Origin of the sequence: Mycobacterium arosiense ATCC BAA-1401 = DSM 45069, assembly GCF_002086125.1 — a bacterium.
Lineage (GTDB): Bacteria > Actinomycetota > Actinomycetes > Mycobacteriales > Mycobacteriaceae > Mycobacterium > Mycobacterium arosiense.
In genome coordinates this window covers 17,825-36,911 of sequence record NZ_MVHG01000010.1, presented here as the reverse complement: position 1 = coordinate 36,911, position 19,087 = coordinate 17,825, and the positions used below count along the sequence as shown (strand labels likewise).

The window sequence follows — 19,087 nt, the reverse complement described above, 5'->3', positions numbered from 1 at the left end:
TCAGGCCAGCGCCAGCGAGGCCACCGGCGGGATGACGACCTTGATGCTGGTGCCGCTCGCCCCGTCCGTCGGCGCGCCGACGCCCGTGCGCTCCTGGCCAGCCATCCGCTCGCCGGCGTAGATCAGCACCGACGACAACGGGACGTCCAGCGCGTCGCAGATCGCGTTCAACAGCTCGCTGGAGGGCTCCTTGCGGCCGCGCTCCACCTCGGACAGGTAGCCGAGGCTCACCCGCGCCGAATCGGAGACCTCGCGCAGCGTGCGACCCTGTGTCGTGCGGGCCTCGCGCAACACGTCGCCGATGACCTCGCGCACCAATGGCGCCATCCCGCCCTCCTTCGTCAGGTCGGCCCCGCGCTGCACGTACTGCTGCGCAGGTGCTCATTTAGGTGAACGCCGAGGGCGGTGGTCTGGTTCCCGGTCGGCGCCGGTATATCAACCGGCCGTGCGGCGGACTTCCCGAACCGTCGACACGACGTAGTCCACCCCGGTGATCACGGTCAGCACGATCGCCGCACCCAGCACCACCGCCGCAACCGTCCGGAAGGGCCCCGGCGCGCCCGTCCAGGGCAGCACGAACAATCCGATGGCGAGCACCTGCACCACCGTCTTGAGTTTGCCGCCCCAGCTGGCCGGGATGACGCCGCGACGAATGACGGCCAACCGCAGCACCGTCACCCCGAATTCGCGCGTCAGGATCAGCACCGTGACCCACCACGGCAGCTCGCCGAGCATCGAGAGCCCGATCAGCGCCGACCCCACCAGTGTCTTGTCGGCGATCGGATCGACGAACGCGCCGAATTCGGTCGCCATGCCGTAGTTGCGGGCCAGCAGGCCGTCCAGCCGATCGGTGATGCAGGCGACCGCGAAGATGACGAAAGCGACGACGCGGAAGCCGGTTTCGCGGCCGTCACCGGCGAACAGTGCGAGCAGGAAGACCGGCACCAGCACCAGCCGCAACAGGGTCAGCGTATTGGCGAGATTGGCGATGTTTACGCGGCCCGGCGGTCCGGTTAGCGGACCCGTCTGCGGCTGCCCCGACACGGCAACAGAATAACGGTTGACCAGCACGGCCGTCCGAGACGTCGATACTGTTAGCCGTGAGCAGAAGTCCACAGCGCTATCGGCCGCCGGTTCGGCGCGCGCGAACGTCCGACGTTCCGGCCATCAAGCACCTGGTCGACACCTACGCCGGAAAGATCCTGCTCGAGAAGAATCTGGTGACGCTGTACGAGGCCGTGCAGGAGTTCTGGGTGGCCGAGCACCAGGGCCGCGTGGTCGGTTGCGGTGCGCTGCACGTGATGTGGTCCGACCTCGGCGAGATCCGCACCGTCGCGGTCGATCCGGCGATGACCGGCCACGGAATCGGCCACGCGATCGTCGACCGGCTGCTCGAGGTCGCCCGCGAGCTGGCGCTGAAGCGGCTGTTCGTCTTGACGTTCGAGACCGAGTTCTTCGCCCGGCACGGGTTCACCGAGATCGAGGGCACGCCGGTGACCGCCGAGGTGTTCGAGGAGATGTGCCGCTCCTACGACATCGGTGTCGCCGAGTTCCTGGACCTCAGCTACGTCAAGCCGAACATTCTCGGCAACTCGCGGATGCTGTTGGTGCTTTAACTGGCCGAGCAGACGCAAAAGCCTCCGACACGCCGGTAATTTGGGTGCTTTTGTGTCTGCTCGCGTTAATCGACTCCGTCGGAATCGCCGCCGTTGGCGTCGGCACCGCCGCGGATGAGCGCCAGCGTTCCGGCCAGCTCGTCGGGCTTGATCAGCACCTCGCGCGCCTTGGAGCCCTCCGACGGCCCGACGATGCCGCGGGTCTCCATCAGGTCCATCAGCCGGCCGGCCTTGGCGAAGCCGACGCGCAGCTTGCGCTGCAGCATCGACGTCGAGCCGAACTGGCTGGACACCACCAGCTCGACGGCCTGCAGGAACACGTCCATGTCGTCCCCGATGTCGGGGTCGACGTCGGTGCGTTCCCCGGTGGGCTTGGCGGTGGTGACGCCCTCGGTGTACTCGGGTTCGGCCTGGTCCTTGCAGGCCGTGACGACGGCGTGGATCTCCTCGTCGGTGATGAACGCGCCCTGCAGCCGGATCGGCTTGCTCGCGCCCATCGGCAGGAACAGGCCATCGCCCATGCCGATCAGCTTCTCCGCGCCGGCCTGGTCCAGGATGACGCGGCTGTCGGTCAGCGACGACGTGGCGAACGCCAGCCGGGACGGCACGTTCGTCTTGATCAGACCGGTGACCACGTCCACCGACGGACGCTGGGTGGCCAGCACCAGGTGGATGCCGGCGGCGCGGGCCTTTTGGGTGATCCGCACGATCGCGTCCTCGACGTCGCGGGGGGCGGTCATCATCAGGTCGGCCAGCTCGTCGACGATCGCCACCACATACGGGTAGGGCCGGTACTCGCGCTGGCTGCCCAGCGGCGCGGTGATGGCACCCGAGCGCACCTTTTCGTTGAAGTCGTCGATGTGGCGCACCCGGGAGGCCTGCATGTCCTGGTAGCGCTGCTCCATCTCCTCGACCAGCCACGCCAGCGCGGCCGCCGCCTTCTTGGGCTGGGTGATGATCGGGGTGATCAGGTGCGGAATGCCTTCGTACGGCGTGAGTTCCACCATCTTGGGGTCGATCAGGATCATCCTGACCTCTTCGGGGGTGGCGCGCGCCAGCAGCGAGATCAGCATCGAGTTGACGAAGCTGGACTTACCGGATCCCGTGGAGCCGGCCACCAGCAGGTGCGGCATCTTGGCCAGGTTGGCCGAGATGAAGTCGCCCTCGATGTCCTTGCCCAGCCCGATCACCAGCGGGTGGTGGTCGCGCCGGGTGGACGGCGCGGTGAGCACGTCGGCCAGCCGCACCATTTCCCGGTCGGTGTTGGGCACCTCGATGCCGACGGCCGACTTGCCCGGGATCGGGGCCAGCATGCGCACGCTCTCGGTGGCCACCGCATAAGCGATGTTCTTCTGCAGGGCGGTGATCTTCTCGACCTTCACGCCCGGCCCCAGCTCGACCTCGTAGCGGGTGACGGTCGGCCCGCGGGTGCACCCGGTGACGGCGGCGTCCACCTTGAACTGGGTCAGCACCTCCGTGATGGCGTCGGCCATGACGTTGTTCGCGGCGCTGCGCTTCTTGGGCGGGTCCCCGGCGACCAGCAGGTTCAGCGACGGCAGCGTGTAGGGGCCCTCGACGACCCGGTCCAGCTCGACGGTGTCGTGCTTGTCCGCCGACCGTCCGCGCTTGCGGCCCCGCGACGACGCCTGGACGGCGGGCTCGGGCACGGTGGGAATGTCGTCCTGCAGCGCGGCCTGGGCGTCGTCGTCCGGCGACCACGCCGGCGGCGGCGCCTCGTCCGGGGCGGGAGGACCCTCGTCGTGGTAGCGGTCGTCCGCGCCGTCGTCGTCGAACTCGTCCGCGTAGTCGTAGGGCTCGTCGTCGTAGTCCTCGTCGACGAACCGGGTGTGGAAGAGGTTGCGCATCACCACGGGCACCTCGCGGATGGTGGTGCCGGTCAGCAGCAACAACCCGAACATGAAGCCGATGAACAACAGCGGCGCGGCGATCCACGGGGTGAGCCCGTCCGAGAGCGGCCCACCGATGGCGAAGCCGATGAAACCGGCCGCGCGGCGGCGCGCTTCCGGGTCGCCCGGCGAACCGGACCACAGGTGGCGCAACCCGAGCACCGACAGGGTGACCAGGCTGGCGCCCAGGATCAGCCGGGGCCGCACGTCGGGGTTCGGCTCGGTGCGCATCAGGGTCACCGCCACCGCGGCGGTGGCGACCGGCAGCGCCAGCACGCCCGCGCCGAGGAAGGTCCGCAGCGCCGTGTCGACCCAGGCCCCCACCGGCCCGGCGGCGTGAAACCACGAACTGGCGGCGACCACCACGGAAAAGCCCAGCAGCAGCAGCGCGATGCCATCGCGGCGATGCCCGGGGTCGATGTCATGGGCCCGCCCGATCGACCGGGCCGCGCCGCCGGTCCCCCGCGCCGCCATCAACCAGATGGCACGCATGGCGCGACCGCAGGTCAGCCCGGCGGAAACCAACGGCGACTGGCTGCGGCGCCTGGCGGGCTTACCGATCCTCTTGCGGGGCGCCGCGGGGCGCCCTCCCCGGGACCCGCTGGGCCGCGATGCGGCCTTTGACCTGCTCGTTCGGCTTCCGGAGCGGGCGGCGGTCTTACTGGGCATGTCAGCAAGCCTAGTCGCAAGGGCATCATCTACACCACCCGCCACACTGGTAACGGCCCGGCTTGTCGGGCATGGCCCGAATCGACGCCGGATCGCGTGAGTAGGGTGACATCCGGTTGCGAAAAGTTGTGCTCGTCACCCACCCCCGGAGCGCCCAGGAGGCCATCAATGCCCGTTGTTGTCGTCGCCACCATGACTGTCAAACCCGAGTCGGTCGACACCGTTCGCGACATCCTCACGCGGGCGGTCGAAGAAGTGCACGACGAGCCGGGCTGCCAGGTGTATTCACTGCACCAGTCGGGTGAGACCTTTGTCTTCGTCGAGCAGTGGGCCGACGCCGAGGCGCTCAAGGCGCACAGCACCGCGCCGGCGGTCACCAAGATGTTCACCGCGGCCGGCGAGCACCTGGACGGGGCGCCCGACATCAAGATGCTGCAGCCGGTGCCGGCGGGCGATCCGGCCAAAGGACAGTTGCGGCCCTGATGACTCGGTCGTCGGAAGGGCCCCTGAAGGGCAAGGTCGCATTCATCACCGGCGCGGCGCGCGGGCAGGGCCGAGCGCACGCGGCGCGGCTGGCCACCGACGGCGCGGACATCATTGCCGTCGACCTGTGCGACCAGATCGCGAGCGTGCCCTACGCGCTTTCCACGCCTGAAGACCTGGCGGCCACCGTGAAGCTGGTGGAAGACACCGGCTCCCGCATCGTGGCCTCTCGTGGCGACGTCCGTGACCGCGAATCGCTGGCGGCGGCGCTGCAGGCCGGCCTGGACGAGTTCGGCCGGCTGGACATCGTGGTGGCCAACGCCGGGATCGCGCCCATGCAATCCGGTGACGACGGGTGGCGCGACGTCATCGACGTCAACCTGACCGGCGTCTATAACACCATCAAGGTGGCGATACCCACGATGGTCAAGCAGGGCACCGGCGGGTCGATCGTGCTGATCAGCTCGAGCGCGGGGCTGGCCGGGGTCGGCAGCCCCGACGCCGGTTCCGTCGGCTATGCCGCCGCCAAACACGGGGTGGTCGGGTTGATGCGGGTATACGCGAATCTGCTTGCGGGACAGATGATTCGGGTTAATTCGATCCATCCGTCCGGGGTCGAGACGCCGATGATCAACAACGAGTTCACCCGCGAGTGGCTGGCGAAGATGGCCGCCGCGACCGACACGCCGGGAGCCATGGGCAACGCCATGCCCGTGGAGGTGCTCGACGTCGAGGACGTCGCCAACGCGGTGGCGTGGCTGGTGTCCGACCAGGCTCGCTACATCACCGGCGTGACCCTGCCCGTCGACGCGGGATTTTTGAACAAGTAGTCACCATGGCCCGAAACCCGGTTGCGCAGACGGCATTTGGCCCGATGGTGCTGGCCGCCGTCGAGCAGAACGAGGAGCCCGGACACCGCCTGGTCGACGACGATTTCGCCGAGCTCTTTTTGCCCGCCCCGCTGCGGTGGCTCGTCAGCGCCACCCGCTTCGCACCCGTGCGCCGGCTGCTGATCCGCGGCTCGGAGTTCACCGGCCCGGGACTGTGGGCGAACCTGGCCTGCCGCAAGCGATTCATCGCCGACAAGCTCACGGAGTCGTTGGACGACATCAACGCCGTCGTCATCCTCGGCGCGGGCCTGGACACCCGGGCCTACCTGCTGACGCGGCGAGTCCGCATGCCGGTGTTCGAGGTCGATTTGCCCGTCAACGTCGCGAGGAAGTTCAAGACCGTCCGTCGGGTGCTCGGGGAGCTGCCGCTGTCAGTTCGGTTGGTGGCGTTGAACCTCGAGCATGACGACCTGCTCACGTCGCTCGCCGAGCACGGTTATCGCACCGACTACCGGGTGTTCTTCATCTGCGAGGGCGTCACCCAATACCTCACCGAGGCGACAGTGCGGCGCACCCTGGACGGCTTGCGCGCGACCGCGCCCGGCAGCCGTTTGGTGTTCACCTATGTGCGTAAGGATTTCATCGACGGCACCAATCGGTACGGCACCCGCACGCTGTACCGGACCGTGCGCCAGCGACGGCAATTGTGGCATTTCGGTCTGCAGCCCGACGAGGTCGCCGAGTTCCTCGGCGAGTACGGCTGGCGGCTGGTGGAGCAGGCCGGTCCCGACGAGCTGGTGCAGCGCTATGTCGAGCCCACCGGCCGCAAGCTCAAGGCCTCGCAACTGGAGTGGTCGGCCTACGCCGAGAAGATCTGACTGCATGGTCCTGCGCGACACGTAAACGTCTGCGACGACACGCCGGTCAGCACCGCAATGGTTAAGTTTCGCGGCGCCAGAGCCGAGAAGATCTAGTCAGACCTCGATGACGGTCGGCACGATCATGGGCTGCCGGCGGTAGGTCTCGCCCACCCACTTGCCGACGGTGCGCCGCACACCCTGCGCGATGCGGCCCGGATCGGTGATGTTCTCGGCCGCCAGCGCTTCCAGTTCGGCCTCGACCCTGCGCACGGCGGGCTCGAGCGCCTTGGGATCCTCGGAGAATCCGCGCGAATGCAGGTGCGGCGGGGCGACCGGACGCCCGGTGCCGCGGGTGACCACCACGGTCACCGCCACGAAGCCCGACGACAGAATGAGCCGCTCGCCCAGGGTGATGTCGCCGACGTCGCCGTTGATCAGGCCGTCGACGAACATCTTGCCCACCGGCACCGCGCCGGCGATTGCCGCCTTGCCCGAAACCAAATCGACACTCACCCCGTTCTCGGCCAGCAGGATCGACTCCTCCGGCACGCCGGTGCGAGCCGCGAGTTTGGAGTTGGCGCGCAGCATGCGCCATGTCCCGTGCACGGGCATGACGTGGCGCGGCCGAATCCCGTTGTACAGGAACAACAGTTCCCCGGCGTAGGCATGTCCCGAAACATGCACCCGCGCTTGGGCATTAGTGACCACACGGGCACCGATCTTGGCGAGCTCGTCGATGACGCCGTAGACCGCTTCCTCGTTGCCCGGGATCAGCGATGACGCCAGCACCACCAGGTCTCCGGCGGTCAGGGTGATGCTGCGGTGCTCGCCGCGTGACATCCGCGACAACGCCGACATCGGTTCGCCCTGGGTGCCGGTGGTGATCAGCACCACCTTCTCGGGCGGCATCATCTCGGCGGCGCCGATGTCGATCACGTCCGAATCGGCGACCCGCAGGAATCCGAGTTCGCGGGCGATGCCCATGTTGCGCACCATGGATCGGCCGACGAACGATACCCGACGGCCCAATGCGACTGCGGCGTCGATGATTTGCTGCACGCGGTCGACGTTGGAGGCGAAGCACGCCACGATGACGCGGCCTTCGGCGCCGCGGATCAGCCGGTGCAGCGTCGGACCGACTTCGCTTTCCGAGGGCCCGACGCCGGGGTGCTCGGCATTGGTTGAATCACAGAGGAACAGGTCCACCCCGGCGTCACCGAGCCGGGACATGCCGGGCAGGTCGGTCGGTCGGCCGTCCAGCGGAAGCTGGTCGAGCTTGATGTCGCCGGTGTGCAGAACCGTTCCGGCACCGGTGTGTACGGCGATCGCCAGCGCGTCGGGGATGGAGTGGTTGACGGCGAAGTATTGGCATTCGAACACGCCGTGACTGCTTTTTTGGCCCTCGGCCACCTCGACGAACACGGGCTTAAGGCGATGTTCGCGGCACTTCGCGGCGACCAGCGCCAGCGTGAACTTCGACCCGACGACCGGGATGTCGGGCCGCAGCTTGAGCAGGAACGGAATGCCGCCGATGTGGTCCTCGTGGGCGTGGGTGAGCACCAGCGCCTCGATGTCGTCGAGCCGGTCTTCGATGTGGCGCAGATCGGGCAGGATCAGATCCACCCCAGGCTCGTCGTGCGTGGGGAACATCACCCCGCAGTCGATGATCAACAGCCGGCCCAGGTGCTCGAAAACCGTCATGTTGCGACCGATTTCGCTGATGCCGCCCAGAGCGGTGACCCGCAACCCTCCCGTGGCCAAGGGGCCTGGCGGGGCGAGGTCTACGTCCACTTCTCTTAAGACTCCTCGGGTCACCGCAGCGCTGACGCCGCACGCATATCCGCGGCCAACGCGTCGAGTTGTTCTGGCGTCGCGGGCATTTGGGGCAACCGCGGATCGCCGACGTCGATGCCCTGCAGGCGCAGGCCGGCCTTGGACATGGTCACCCCGCCCAGGCGGGCCATCGCGTCGCACAGCGGGGCGACGGTGGCGTTGATCTTGCGGGCGGTGGCGATATCGCCGGAGTTGAAGGCGGACAACATTTCTCGCAGCTGTCCCGCGGCCACGTGCGAGATCACGCTGATGAAGCCGGTGGCGCCCATGGCCAGCCACGGCAGGTTCAGCGCATCGTCGCCGGAGTAGTAGGCCAGCCCGGTCTCGGCGATGATCTGGCCCCCGCTGTGCAGGTCGGCCTTGGCGTCCTTGATTCCGACGATGTTCGGGTGGGCGGCCAGCGCGCAGATGGTGTCGGGCTGGATGGGGATCACCGAGCGTGGCGGAATGTCGTAGAGCAGCACGGGCAGGTCGGTCGCGTCGGCCACGGTGGTGAAGTGGGCGATCAACCCGCTCTGGGGTGGCTTGGAGTAGTACGGCGTGACCACCAGCAGTCCGTGGGCGCCCTCGGCCGCGCAGGCCTTGGCCAGCCGCACGCTGTGGGCGGTGTCGTAGGTGCCCGCGCCGGCGATGACACGGGCCCGGTCGCCGACGGCCTCGAGCACGACGCGCAACAGCTCGCGCTTCTCGTCGTCGGTGGTGGTCGGGGACTCGCCGGTGGTTCCGGAGATCACCAGGCCGTCACAGCCCGCATCGATCAGGTGGTTGGCCAGTTGGGCGGCCGTGGCGGTGTCGACGGAGCCGTCGGGTCGAAACGGTGTGACCATCGCGGTCAGCACGGTTCCCAACCGCGCTGGGGCGTCGAATCCGGCGGTGCTCACGGTGTTCAGGTTACCTGGCGCCGGCAAGGTATTTAGCACCCGCGTAGACGCGCCGTCGAGCGAGTTCGCGTCAGGCCTCGGTCGCCAGTGGGCTGGTTGCGACCTCCGTGCCGTCGGCCAGGGTGGAGATCTCGAAGTCGGCGAACACCGCGGGCGCCACGCCCGACAGTTGGCGCAGGCATTCGATGGCCAGCCGCCGAATCTCGACGTCGGCGTGCTCGCTGGCGCGCATCGCGATGAAGTGGCGCCACGCCCGGTAGTTGCCGGTCACGACGATGCGGGTTTCGGTCGCGTTGGGCAGCACGGCGCGGGCGGCCTGGCGGGCCTGTTTGCGCCGCAACACCGCGTTGGGTTGATCCGCGAACTTGGCCTCCAGCTTGGCCAGCAGATCGGCGTAGGTGGCCCGGCTGGCGTCGGCGGCTGCGGCCAGGATCTGCTGCAGCTCCGGATCGTCTTCGAGGCCAGGGGGGACGACGACGCGCGAGTCCTTCTCGGGGACATAGCGCTGCGACAACTGCGAATAGGAGAAGTGCCGGTGCCGGATCAGCTCATGGGTGCACGACCGCGAGATGCCGGTGACGTAGAAGGACACGCTCGCGTGTTCGAGCACCGAAAAGTGCCCGACGTCGATGATGTGCTTGATGTAGCCGGCGTTCGTCGCGGTCTTGGGGTTGGGTTTCGACCAGCTCTGGTAGCAGGCCCGGCCGGCGAATTCGGTCAGCGCGGCCCCGCCGTCGGCGTCGGTGTCCCACGGCACGTCCGGGGGCGCCAAGAAGTCGGTCTTGGCGATCAGTTGTACGCGCAGCGGGGCGATCTCGGCCACGGGCAATCACCTTAGCCCGGCGACGATGCGCGCAGCTCGCCGGACAGATCACCGTTACCGGCGACGCTGAACCCACCCAGGCCCAGCCAGGACGCCATCGACCGAAGCTCGCCGGCCAGTGCCGCGGCCACGCGGGCCCTGGGCGCGTCGGGCTCGCCGAATGCGCCGAGGACCCGCAACGTGTTGGCGGCCCGGTCGGCCTTGAGGTCGACGCGCGCCACCAACCGCCCGTCCATGAGCAGCGGCCACACGTAATAGCCGTACTGGCGCTTGGCGGCCGGGGTGTAAATCTCTATGCGGTAATGGAATTCGAACAGGCGCTCGACGCGCGGTCGGAAGAAGATGAGCGGGTCGAACGGACACAGCAGCGCGGTGCCGCGGTCGGTGCGGGGCACCGTGCGGCCCGCCCGCAGATAGGCCGGCGCCGACCAGCCGTCGACGTCGACGGGCTCGAGCTCACCGGCGGCCACCAGCGCGGCGATCGCCGGCCTGACCTGGGCGGCCGACAGCCGGAAGTAGTCGCGGATGTCGGCCTCGGTGCCCACGCCCAGCGCGGTGGCGGCCCGCAGCGCGAGCTCGCGGATCGCCTCGTCGTCGTCGACCTCACGGGCCAGCACGCGGGCCGGCAGCACCCGCTCTACCAGGTCGTAGTGGCGCGCGAACCCCACCCGGGTGGCGGTGGTGAGCACCCCGGCGGAGAACAGCGCCTCGGCCACCCATTTGGTGTCGCTGCGCGTCCACCAGGTGCCCTTTTTCCGGCGCGGCGCCAGTAACTTGGCGGCCAGGTGCTCCTCGATCTGCCCCGCCGTGCTGGGCCCGAGCTCGGCGATGGCGGCGACGATCTCATCGGCCAGCCGCGGGTTGGCCTTGACGATGTGGGTGCCCCACCGGCCGTGTGTGTACTGACGCATCCGCCAGCGCAGCAGCGGCCAGTCCTCGACGGCCATCAGCGCGGCCTCGTGGGCCCAGTATTCCGCCAGCAGCCGCGACGAACGCGGGCCCCAGGCGGCGCGGTCGAGCACGTCACGGTCGTAGGGGCCGAGCCGGCTGAACACCGGCGCGTAATGCGCCCGCACCGCCACCGAGACCGAATCCAGTTGCAGCACCTGAATCCTGGAGATCAGCCGCTTCAGGTGCGCCCGGGTGATCTCACCGCCGGGCCGGGGCTCGGTAAAACCTTGGGCCGCAACGGCTATCCGGCGGGCTTGGGCGGCCGATAGCCTGCGGGTCGACACGGCGCCGACATTACCGCCCGTCCGGCGGCTCTTGACGGCGAGGCGGGCGCGAACTCAGCCCGCGCGAACCTTGCGGTCCAGCGGTTTCAGGACGGCTTCGTCGCCCGAATCGTTTTGTTCGGCGTAGGCCGCCTCGAGAGCCTTCGGCACACCGTCGAGGTCGCGGTACACGCCCATCAGCTGCTCGAGGATCTTGATTCGCCTTTCCGCCGCCTCGTTGACCGCGCGCTGCGCCTTCTCCCGGTAATGGTCGGCGCCCTTCTTCGCGTCGCCCAGGAGCTGCTCGCACTCCCGTTCGGCCTCCTGGCGCGCCTTCTTGATCGCCGATTCGGCCTCGGCGCGCATGTCGGCCAGTTCGGCGTCGAGCTTCTTTTTGGTCTCCGCGTATTCGGCTTCCAGGGTTTTTTGCTGCGCGGCCAGGTCGGCGAGCACCTCGTCGCGCTTTCGCTCCGCCGCTTCGGCCTCGACCTCGGCCGCCGCGATCAGCGCGTCCGCTTCGGCCCGCGCCTCGGCCTGCATCTCGGCCACCTCGTCGACCGCGCGGCTCAGCATTTTCGCCATCCGCTGCTGCACCGCATGCGGCGCGGGCGAGGTATCCGTGAGCGCCGCCACCTCCTTGCGCAGCGCGGCCGTCTGGTCGGCGGATTCCTGCAGCCGGGCTCGTAGGCTCTCGACGTCGTCGAGCAGCAGCTGCTGCTTGGTAGTCAGCATCTCGATGTGGGCATCAACCGCGGCCCCGTCGTAGCCCATGAATTTTCGAGAGAACGTCTTCACGGGTTCGGTTATCACTGCCAATTCCCCCTTCTCGCTTCGAACGCCTAATTGACCCTGTGCGACCGACCCCCCGTCGAGTATGTCAGGTCAGCCCGCGGGCGCGACCGGGTGCGCGGCGGGCCGCCGGTAGCTGTGGAAGCGATACCGCAGCCCCGAGCGGCTGGCCAGCCACTCCCCCGTCTGACCGACCCAGGTGTCGTCCAGCGTCGGCGCCAGGGCGTCGTCGTCATCGCGGCGCAAATCGATTTCGATCTCGGTGACCTCGCAGCGGGTGGCGTGCGGCAGCGCCAGCAAGTAGATCTGCTCGCCACCGATGACCCACGTCTGCGGCGCCCCCTCGCCCTGGGCCAGCGCCGCCTCCAGCGACCCGACCACCCGCGCCCCGTCGGCGACGAAGCCGGCGTCGCGGGACAGGACGACGTTGCGGCGCCCGGGCAGGGGGCGCACCTTCGCCGGCAACGACTCCCACGTCCGCCGGCCCATGATCACCGGGTGACCCATGGTCACCTCTTTGAACCGCAGCAGGTCTTCCGGCACGTCCCAGGGGATATCACCACCGCGCCCGATGACGCCGGAGGTCGACTGAGCCCACACCAGACCCACTTCAGTCATGCGGCGGTCATACGGCGGTCATACGGCGACGGGAGCTTTGATCGCCGGGTGCGGGTCGTAATTCTTGACGACGACGTCCTCGTAGACATAGTCGAAGATCGAGTCGCGTTGTGCCAGAACAAGTTCCGGGTAGGGCCGAGGGTCGCGGCCGAGCTGCAGGCGCACCTGTTCGACATGGTTGTCGTAGATGTGGCAATCCCCGCCCGTCCACACGAACTCGCCGACGGCCAGGCCGGCCTGGGCGGCCATCATGTGCGTCAACAGCGCGTAGCTGGCGATGTTGAACGGCACGCCCAAGAACAGGTCGGCGCTGCGCTGGTAGAGCTGGCAGCTCAACCGCCCGTCGGCCACGTAGAACTGGAAGAACGCGTGACACGGCGGCAGCGCCATCTGCGGGATGTCGCCGACGTTCCACGCCGAGACGATGTTGCGCCGCGAGTTCGGGTCGGTGCGCAGCAGATCCAGGGCGGCGCTGATCTGGTCGATGTGCTCACCCGAGGGCGTCGGCCAGGATCGCCACTGCACGCCGTAGATCGGCCCGAGGTCACCTGTGTCGCTTGCCCATTCGTCCCAGATGGTGACCCCGTGCTCGTGTAGCCAGCCGACGTTGGAATCGCCGCGCAGGAACCACAGCAGTTCGTAGACCACCGACTTCAGGTGCACCTTCTTGGTGGTGAGCAGCGGGAAGCCGGCCGACAGGTCGTAGCGCAGCTGCTGACCGAACAGGCTGCGGGTCCCGGTGCCGGTGCGGTCGGATTTGGCCGTTCCCCGCTCGAGCACCAGGCGGAGCAAGTCCTCGTAGGGGGTCGGGATCGGCACGCCGTCAGAATAGCGGCGATCGCGAGCGCGGCGAAGCCGGGCGCGGCGGGTCGACGCGGATGTTTTCGCGGCGATCGCGAGCGCGGCGAAGCCGGGCGCGGCGGGTCGACGCGGATGTTTTCGGTTTCGCAACGCGGAGTAGAACGGGTGCCATGCCGAACATCATCGACGTCGTCACCACACCCGATGGCACCTGCACGGTGCACCTGTTCACCCCCGACGGCCCCGAATCGCAAGTGCCCTGGCCCGGGGTGGTCATGTATCCCGACGCGGGCGGCGTGCGCGACACGTTCCAGCAGATGGCCGCCAAGCTGGCCGGGTTCGGTTACGCCGTGCTTCTGCCGGATGTCTACTACCGCACCGCGGACTGGGCACCGTTCGACATGGCGACGGTCTTCAGCGACAAGGAGGAACGGGGGCGCCTGTTCTCGATGATCGGCAGCGTCACCCCGGACCGGGCGACCGCCGACGCGAGCGCGTTCTTCGACTATCTGTCCGCCCGCCCCGAGGTGCTCGGCGAGCGGTTCGGGGTGTGCGGCTACTGCATGGGCGGCCGGACGTCGCTGGTGGTGGCCGGCCGCGTGCCCGAGCGGGTGGCGGCGGCGGCGTCGTTCCACGGCGGCGGCCTGGTGACCGACACCGAGGACAGCCCACACCTGCTCGCCGACCGGATGACCGCCACCGTCTACGTGGGTGGCGCCCAGGACGACGCGTCGTTCACCGCCGATCACGCCGAGCGGCTCGATAAGGCGCTGACGGCGGCCGGCGTCGAGCACACCATCGAGTGGTATTCGGCCGGCCACGGATTCGCGGTCCCGGACAACGCGCCCTATGACGCCGCCGCGGCCCAGCGGCATTGGGACGCGATGACGGCGGTGTTCGCCGCGGCGCTACCCCGTTAGCGCCGCCCGCAGCACGGTCGCGGCCACGGCGGCCCCGTTCGTGCGGATCGTCGCCGCCACGGAGCGCGCCCGCGCGCGGGTCCGGTCGGTCAGCACCGTCTTGAGCGCGGTCGACAGCGACTCGATGGTCGGAACCGGACCGTCGTGGGCGGCGCCGATGGCCAGGTCGCGCACCCGGTGAGCCCAGTAGGACTGATCGGCCCCCTGCGGCACCACCACCTGCGGCGCGCCGGCCCGCGCGGCCGTCGTGGTGGTTCCCGCCCCGCCGTGGTGCACGACGGCGGCGACCCGCGCGAACAGCGCCTGGTGGTTGACCTCGCCGACGGCACGGCAATCGTCCCCGCCGTCGATCGGGCCCAGCTCGGCCCAGCCGCGGGACACCAGGACGCGGTGGCCCTGCGCGCGGACCGCCTCGATGGCGACCCGGGCGACATCGTGTGAGGCGCGCATGGGCATGCTGCCGAAGCCCACATAGACCGGCGGCGCACCCGCGTCCAGGAAGGCCACCACCTCGGCCGGCAGGGGCCGTTCGTCGAGCAGCAGCCACGCGCCGGTTTGGACCACGTCGAGGTCGCTGGGCTGTTGCCAGGGGTCCAGAACCGGATCCGTGGCCAGCCATGGGGACGCGGTCAGCCCGTAGTCGCGCAGGTTGTCCAGCGGCGCCAGTCCGATGGACGCCCGGTGCGCGTTGAGCGTCGCGCCGAACAGCTCCTGCATGTGCCGGCCATCCAGCTGCCAGAGCACCCGGTTGTCGACCACGCCCGGCGGGAAGGGCCCGTTGCTGTAGGTCGGCGGCGGGTGGTGCGGCGACGGCAGAATGGTGGGTTGGTAGCTGACGTAGACGTAGTGGATCCCCAGTCTTTCGGCCACCGATCGGGCGGCGGCCGCGGCGGGCGGGAAACCGGCCACCACAAGCGCATCGCACCCTTCGGCCGCGGCGGCCACGGTGTCGAATTGCACGGCGATCAACCCATTCAGGTGCCGGTGGAGGTCCGCCTCCGACGGCAGCGCCCCGGTCTTCATCGCCCGCAGTGATTCACCGAAGGGCAGCAACGGCACGCCCGCCCGGGCCAGCAGTTCGACGAATTCCGTGTCCGGCGGGGCGCTCACCCGCGCGTCGACGCCGAGCGCCCGCAGCTGCACCGCGAGCGCGGCTAGCGGCTCGACACCTCCGCGTGAGTCGTACGCCGACAGCAACACTCGCATCGCACCGTTCCCACTTCCGCACGGGTGGTCGCAAAACTCTATCCTCGGCGGGCCGTCCGGTTGCGCCTGCGCCGTGGGTGACGGTTGAACGTCAGAACGCCGGCAGGTCCACCAATTCGGCCAGGCGAGCGCGGTGCCGGTATGCGGTGCCGAAGGCCAACTGGTCGCTCTTGGCTCGCTTGAGGTACAGGTGTGCGGGATATTCCCAGGTCATGCCGATGCCGCCGTGCAACTGGATGCACTCCTCGGCGGCATGCACGGCGATGTCGCTGCAGTAGGCCTGGGCGATGGCGGCCGCGGCGTCCGCGTCCGCGCCGCCCCGGGCGGTGGTGTCGGCGGCGTAGCGGGCCGCGGCGGTCGCCGCGCCGATCTCGAACCACAGGTCCGCCAACCGGTGCTTGATCGCCTGGTAGGAGCCGATCGTGCGGCCGAACTGCCGGCGTTGCCGGACGTATTCCAGCGTGGTCTCGAAGCACCACTGGGCGACCCCGAGCTGCTCGGACGCCAGCAACGCCGCCCCGGCCCGGATGGCGTCGGTGACGGGCTCGTCGCCCGCCCCGGCGCGCGACGACGGCGTGTCCGAAAACGACACCGTGGCAAGGGGCCTGGTCATATCCAGCGCGAGCAGCGGGGAAACCCGCAGGCCCGCCGCGGCGCGGGCGACGGTGTGCAGCTCGAGCCCGCCGGGCGCTGCGACCGGGACCACCAGCACGTCGGCGGCGTCGGCGCCCGCCACGCCGGTGACCGATCCGCTCAGGCCGTCGGCGTCGCCACCGACCAGCGGGACCGGATCGCCCGGCGCGCTCGACAGCGGCACCACCAGCGCCGCCGTCAGCTCACCCTGCGCCAGCGACGACACCGTCTCGGTGTCACCGGCCCGCAGCAGCGCGATCGTGGCCAGGACCGCGCTGGACAAATACGGCACCGGCGCGACGGCCCGGCCGATCTCCTCCATGACGACGGCGGCCTCGCGGGCGCTCGCACCGGCACCGCCCAGCGACTCCGGAACCAGCAGGCCGGCCACACCCAGTTCGGTCGCCAGCGTGCGCCAGACACTCGAAAAGTCTTGTGGTTCTGCGTCATACAGGCGCACCACTTCTTCGGCCGGACACCGCTGCGCGAACAGCTGGCGCACGCCGGTCCGCAACGCCTCCTCGGTGTCGGAGTACAGCAGGTCGGCGGTGTGCGCGCTCATCGGGGCAGGTCCTTCCAGGCGACGTCCTTGTCGACGCGATGTTCACCCGGCAGGCCCAGGATCCGCTCGGAAATGGTGTTGCGCAGGATTTCTGAGGTGCCGCCCTCGATCGAGTTGCCGCGCGCCCGCAGGTAGCGGTATCCGGGCCCGCGACCGGTCAGGTCGACCGTCTCGGGCCTGCGCATGGTCCAGTCGTCGTAGTAGAGGCCGGATTCGCCATGCAGCTCGATCTCGAAACCCGAAATCGCCTGCGCCAGCTTGGCGAACGCCACCTTCATGCCCGCGCCCTCCGGGCCCGGCTGACCGGTGGCGGCCTGCTGCCGCAGCCGTTCGCCCGCGAGCCGAAGGACCTCCGCCTCGACCCACAGCCGCATCAGCTAATCGTGCATGGCGGGGTTGCGTAGGGCGGGCTCGTCGCGCCAGGCGGCGGTGACCTTGCCGATGTGGCCGCCTTCCCGCGGCGCCCCGGCGCGGGAGCCGATCGCCACCCGTTCGTTGTTGAGCGTGGTGGTCGCGACCCGCCAGCCGCCGCCCTCCGGGCCCAGCCGGTTCGCGTCGGGCACCCGGACGTCGGTGAGGAACACCTCGTTGAATTCCGCCTCGCCGGTGATCTGGCGCAACGGCCGGATCTCGACCCCGGGCTGCGTCATGTCGCAGAGGAAGTAGGTCAGGCCGGCGTGTTTGGGCACGTCCGGATCGGTGCGGGCCACCAGGATGGCCATCTGCGCGTGCTGCGCCTGCGACGTCCACACCTTCTGCCCGTTGACAATCCAGTCTTCGGGGTTATGCGGGTCGCGCACCGCCCGAGTGGACACCCCGGCGAGGTCCGATCCCGCGCCCGGCTCGCTGAACAGTTGGCAGTAGATTTGTTCACCGGTGAACAAGGGGCGCAGGAACTTTCGTTTCTGTTCGTCGGTGCCGAACGCGGCGATGGTCGGCGCGGCCATGCCCATCCCGATGTAATTCTTAGGGGTGCCGCCCACCGGCGCACCGGCGGCGGCCAGCCGGGCGTCGACGCGCTCCTGAGCCGTGCGCGGCAGGCCCAGCCCGCCGAAGCCCTCGGGCAGATACACCCAGGCCAGGCCCGCATCGTATTGCGCGCCAAGGAATTCCCGCGGGTCACTGGCCGCCGGATCGTGCTCGTCGAGCAGTGCCCGAACCCGTGCGTCCAGGTTTGCCGTATCGGCGGGGGTCATTGACCGCCGCCCGGCGCGGACTGGAAGCCCTGCGCGGCACCGAGCAGCAGGCCGCCGTCGATCACCATGGTCTCGCCGGTGATCCAGCTCGCCGCGTCGGACACCAGGAAGGCGACCGCGGCGGCCACGTCTATGGGCTCACCGATGCGCCCGAGCGCGATCGACGCGGCCAGCGGGTCCTCGTGGTCCTTCCACAGGGCCTCGGCGAGCCGGGTGCGCACCACTCCGGGCGCGATGGCGTTGACCCGGACGCGCGGCGAGAGCTCCAGCGCCAGCTGCTTGGTGACATGGATCAGCGCCGCCTTGGTGGCGTTGTACATGCCCATCGCCGGCGATTGATGCAGGCCGCCGATGGAGGCGGTGTTGACGATCGCCCCACCGTGCTCGCCCATCCACGACTTGACGACGAGCGAGGTCCACAACAGCGGGGCCCACAGGTTGACGTCGAAGATCTTGGTGAAGCGGGCGTGATCCTGGTCGATCAGCGGACCGTAGGCCGGGTTGGTTCCAGCGTTGTTGATCAGGATGTCGACACTGCCGAAGCGCTCCAGCGTGAGCTCCACGCAGCGGCGCGCGGTGTCCTCGTCCACCGCGTGCGCGCCGACGCCGAGGGCCTCCTGCCCGACCTGGGCGGCGGCCTCGTCGGCGGCCCCCTGCTTGCGCGCGGTGAGCACCACATTGGCCCCCGCGGCGGCCAGCTGCTGGGCGATCGACAGCCCGATTCCACGCGACGCGCCGGTGATGATGGCGGTGCGGCCGGTCAGATCTTGCAAGGTCATGTGGTCGGGCCTTCCGTCGCGGTGGGCGCCGCCGGGTGGCAGCAGAATCTTCGTTTGCCGTCGAATTTAATTCGCGATGTTTTGGAGATGTGTTGAGGTGGTATGCCAGCCGCATGCTATCGAAATTGACACTGATGAAACCGCTGGTCATTGCCGGTGCTGTCGCTGCGGCCATCGCCGCCGCGCCCGCGGCGGCTGCTGACGTGTACATCTTCGGATCGAACTCCCCCGCACCGACCCACGTCACCTTCAAGGACGACCCGGGCGGCGGCGGCTGCGACGCCAACGGAAACTGCGGCTCGGGCGGCCAGTTCAACGGTCCGGGTGGCGGTCCGGGCGGTCAGGGCTGCGTCCCGGGCGTCGGCTGCGGCTCGGGCGGGCAGAACGCGGGCCCGGGCGGCATTCCCGGCGGGCAAGGATGCCTGCCGGGCGTCGGCTGCGGTTCCGGCCACGCCTGATCGATTGAC

19 protein-coding genes and 1 pseudogene are annotated in these 19,087 nt (G+C 69.3%); 6 read left to right on the top strand and 14 right to left on the bottom strand.

The genetic code is table 11. The features are described 5' to 3' along the window. Positions 1–327: a transcriptional regulator ClgR gene (gene clgR / locus BST14_RS06755; RefSeq protein WP_083063891.1), complete on the bottom strand. Its 327-nt coding sequence runs from the start codon at positions 325–327 to the stop codon at positions 1–3. Positions 328–435: 108 nt separating this feature from the next. Beyond that, positions 436–1,044 carry a CDP-diacylglycerol--glycerol-3-phosphate 3-phosphatidyltransferase gene (pgsA, locus tag BST14_RS06750; protein ID WP_083063890.1) on the bottom strand — a complete coding sequence of 203 codons (609 nt, stop codon included), beginning with the start codon at positions 1,042–1,044 and terminating at the stop codon, positions 436–438. A 56-nt stretch (positions 1,045–1,100) separates the two neighbouring features. Between pgsA and BST14_RS06745 the strand changes: the two genes are divergently transcribed. Beyond that, the gene (locus tag BST14_RS06745; protein WP_083063804.1) at positions 1,101–1,616 is read left to right on the top strand and encodes an amino-acid N-acetyltransferase; all 516 of its coding nucleotides are present in this window, start codon (positions 1,101–1,103) and stop codon (positions 1,614–1,616) included. 65 nt (positions 1,617–1,681) lie between these two features. On the opposite strand, the gene BST14_RS06740 is transcribed toward BST14_RS06745, so the two are convergent. After that, positions 1,682–4,192 carry an FtsK/SpoIIIE family DNA translocase gene (locus tag BST14_RS06740; RefSeq protein ID WP_211280667.1) on the bottom strand — a complete coding sequence of 837 codons (2,511 nt, stop codon included), beginning with the start codon at positions 4,190–4,192 and terminating at the stop codon, positions 1,682–1,684. 168 nt (positions 4,193–4,360) lie between these two features. Between BST14_RS06740 and BST14_RS06735 the strand changes: the two genes are divergently transcribed. From BST14_RS06735 to BST14_RS06725, 3 genes are read left to right on the top strand one after another with little or no spacing between them, the layout of a single operon-like run. After that, entirely contained in the window at positions 4,361–4,675 is a 315-nt protein-coding gene (locus BST14_RS06735) for a putative quinol monooxygenase (RefSeq protein ID WP_083063803.1), read from the top strand. Beyond that, the gene (locus BST14_RS06730) at positions 4,675–5,505 is read left to right on the top strand and encodes a mycofactocin-coupled SDR family oxidoreductase (protein ID WP_083063802.1); all 831 of its coding nucleotides are present in this window, start codon (positions 4,675–4,677) and stop codon (positions 5,503–5,505) included. Before BST14_RS06735 ends, BST14_RS06730 begins: the two co-directional genes overlap by 1 nt. A 5-nt stretch (positions 5,506–5,510) precedes the next feature. Further along, complete coding sequence (locus tag BST14_RS06725) at positions 5,511–6,383, top strand: SAM-dependent methyltransferase (protein WP_083063801.1); 873 nt, start codon at positions 5,511–5,513, stop codon at positions 6,381–6,383. A 96-nt stretch (positions 6,384–6,479) separates the two neighbouring features. Here the strand turns inward: BST14_RS06725 and BST14_RS06720 are convergent, their stop codons facing one another. The 7 genes from BST14_RS06720 to BST14_RS06690 all read right to left on the bottom strand — a co-directional run bounded on the left by BST14_RS06720 (position 6,480) and on the right by BST14_RS06690 (position 13,342). Continuing rightward, positions 6,480–8,156, bottom strand: coding sequence for a ribonuclease J (locus BST14_RS06720; protein ID WP_083063800.1), 1,677 nt, complete (start codon positions 8,154–8,156; stop codon positions 6,480–6,482). A 20-nt stretch (positions 8,157–8,176) separates the two neighbouring features. After that, on the bottom strand, positions 8,177–9,079 hold the full coding sequence (gene dapA / locus BST14_RS06715; protein ID WP_083063888.1) for a 4-hydroxy-tetrahydrodipicolinate synthase: 903 nt from the start codon (positions 9,077–9,079) through the stop codon (positions 8,177–8,179). Between the two features lie 70 nt (positions 9,080–9,149). Then, the gene (thyX, locus tag BST14_RS06710) at positions 9,150–9,902 is read right to left on the bottom strand and encodes an FAD-dependent thymidylate synthase (RefSeq protein ID WP_083063799.1); all 753 of its coding nucleotides are present in this window, start codon (positions 9,900–9,902) and stop codon (positions 9,150–9,152) included. Positions 9,903–9,913: 11 nt separating this feature from the next. Continuing rightward, positions 9,914–11,137, bottom strand: coding sequence for a winged helix-turn-helix domain-containing protein (locus BST14_RS06705; RefSeq protein ID WP_083063798.1), 1,224 nt, complete (start codon positions 11,135–11,137; stop codon positions 9,914–9,916). A gap of 54 nt (positions 11,138–11,191) precedes the next feature. After that, positions 11,192–11,926 carry a cell division protein DivIVA gene (locus tag BST14_RS06700; RefSeq protein WP_083063797.1) on the bottom strand — a complete coding sequence of 245 codons (735 nt, stop codon included), beginning with the start codon at positions 11,924–11,926 and terminating at the stop codon, positions 11,192–11,194. Positions 11,927–11,998: 72 nt separating this feature from the next. Next, positions 11,999–12,523: a dihydrofolate reductase gene (locus BST14_RS06695; RefSeq protein WP_083063796.1), complete on the bottom strand. Its 525-nt coding sequence runs from the start codon at positions 12,521–12,523 to the stop codon at positions 11,999–12,001. A gap of 18 nt (positions 12,524–12,541) precedes the next feature. Then, positions 12,542–13,342 carry a thymidylate synthase gene (locus BST14_RS06690; protein WP_083063887.1) on the bottom strand — a complete coding sequence of 267 codons (801 nt, stop codon included), beginning with the start codon at positions 13,340–13,342 and terminating at the stop codon, positions 12,542–12,544. Between the two features lie 152 nt (positions 13,343–13,494). On the opposite strand from BST14_RS06690, the gene BST14_RS06685 reads away from it, so the two are divergent. Then, positions 13,495–14,244 (top strand): dienelactone hydrolase family protein, encoded by a 750-nt coding sequence (locus BST14_RS06685; RefSeq protein WP_083063795.1) that lies wholly within the window; start codon positions 13,495–13,497, stop codon positions 14,242–14,244. On the opposite strand, the gene BST14_RS06680 is transcribed toward BST14_RS06685, so the two are convergent. The 4 genes and pseudogenes from BST14_RS06680 to BST14_RS06665 all read right to left on the bottom strand — a co-directional run bounded on the left by BST14_RS06680 (position 14,233) and on the right by BST14_RS06665 (position 18,620). Further along, positions 14,233–15,450 (bottom strand): glycosyltransferase, encoded by a 1,218-nt coding sequence (locus BST14_RS06680; RefSeq protein WP_083063794.1) that lies wholly within the window; start codon positions 15,448–15,450, stop codon positions 14,233–14,235. The two genes, BST14_RS06685 and BST14_RS06680, sit on opposite strands and share 12 nt — an antisense overlap. Positions 15,451–15,541: 91 nt before the next feature. After that, positions 15,542–16,645, bottom strand: coding sequence for an acyl-CoA dehydrogenase family protein (locus BST14_RS06675; protein ID WP_083063793.1), 1,104 nt, complete (start codon positions 16,643–16,645; stop codon positions 15,542–15,544). Next, positions 16,642–17,841, bottom strand: a pseudogene (locus BST14_RS06670) (acyl-CoA dehydrogenase family protein). Before BST14_RS06670 ends, BST14_RS06675 begins: the two are co-directional and overlap by 4 nt. After that, a complete protein-coding gene (locus BST14_RS06665) occupies positions 17,838–18,620 on the bottom strand; it encodes an SDR family oxidoreductase (RefSeq protein WP_083063792.1) in 783 nt (260 codons plus the stop codon). Before BST14_RS06665 ends, BST14_RS06670 begins: the two are co-directional and overlap by 4 nt. A gap of 134 nt (positions 18,621–18,754) precedes the next feature. On the opposite strand from BST14_RS06665, the gene BST14_RS06660 reads away from it, so the two are divergent. Further along, positions 18,755–19,078 carry a PE-PGRS family protein gene (locus tag BST14_RS06660; RefSeq protein ID WP_083063791.1) on the top strand — a complete coding sequence of 108 codons (324 nt, stop codon included), beginning with the start codon at positions 18,755–18,757 and terminating at the stop codon, positions 19,076–19,078. The last annotated feature ends 9 nt before the right edge of the window (positions 19,079–19,087 follow it).

Coding starts and splice junctions, on each gene's coding strand:
- BST14_RS06675 (WP_083063793.1), bottom strand. CDS start 16,645: ATGAGCGCGCACACCGCCGACCTGCTGTACTCCGACACCGAGGAGGCG.
- BST14_RS06730 (WP_083063802.1), top strand. CDS start 4,675: ATGACTCGGTCGTCGGAAGGGCCCCTGAAGGGCAAGGTCGCATTCATC.
- BST14_RS06735 (WP_083063803.1), top strand. CDS start 4,361: ATGCCCGTTGTTGTCGTCGCCACCATGACTGTCAAACCCGAGTCGGTC.
- BST14_RS06680 (WP_083063794.1), bottom strand. CDS start 15,450: ATGCGAGTGTTGCTGTCGGCGTACGACTCACGCGGAGGTGTCGAGCCG.
- BST14_RS06660 (WP_083063791.1), top strand. CDS start 18,755: ATGAAACCGCTGGTCATTGCCGGTGCTGTCGCTGCGGCCATCGCCGCC.
- clgR (WP_083063891.1), bottom strand. CDS start 327: ATGGCGCCATTGGTGCGCGAGGTCATCGGCGACGTGTTGCGCGAGGCC.
- BST14_RS06740 (WP_211280667.1), bottom strand. CDS start 4,192: ATGCCCAGTAAGACCGCCGCCCGCTCCGGAAGCCGAACGAGCAGGTCA.
- BST14_RS06725 (WP_083063801.1), top strand. CDS start 5,511: ATGGCCCGAAACCCGGTTGCGCAGACGGCATTTGGCCCGATGGTGCTG.
- BST14_RS06685 (WP_083063795.1), top strand. CDS start 13,495: ATGCCGAACATCATCGACGTCGTCACCACACCCGATGGCACCTGCACG.
- BST14_RS06695 (WP_083063796.1), bottom strand. CDS start 12,523: ATGACTGAAGTGGGTCTGGTGTGGGCTCAGTCGACCTCCGGCGTCATC.
- BST14_RS06665 (WP_083063792.1), bottom strand. CDS start 18,620: ATGACCTTGCAAGATCTGACCGGCCGCACCGCCATCATCACCGGCGCG.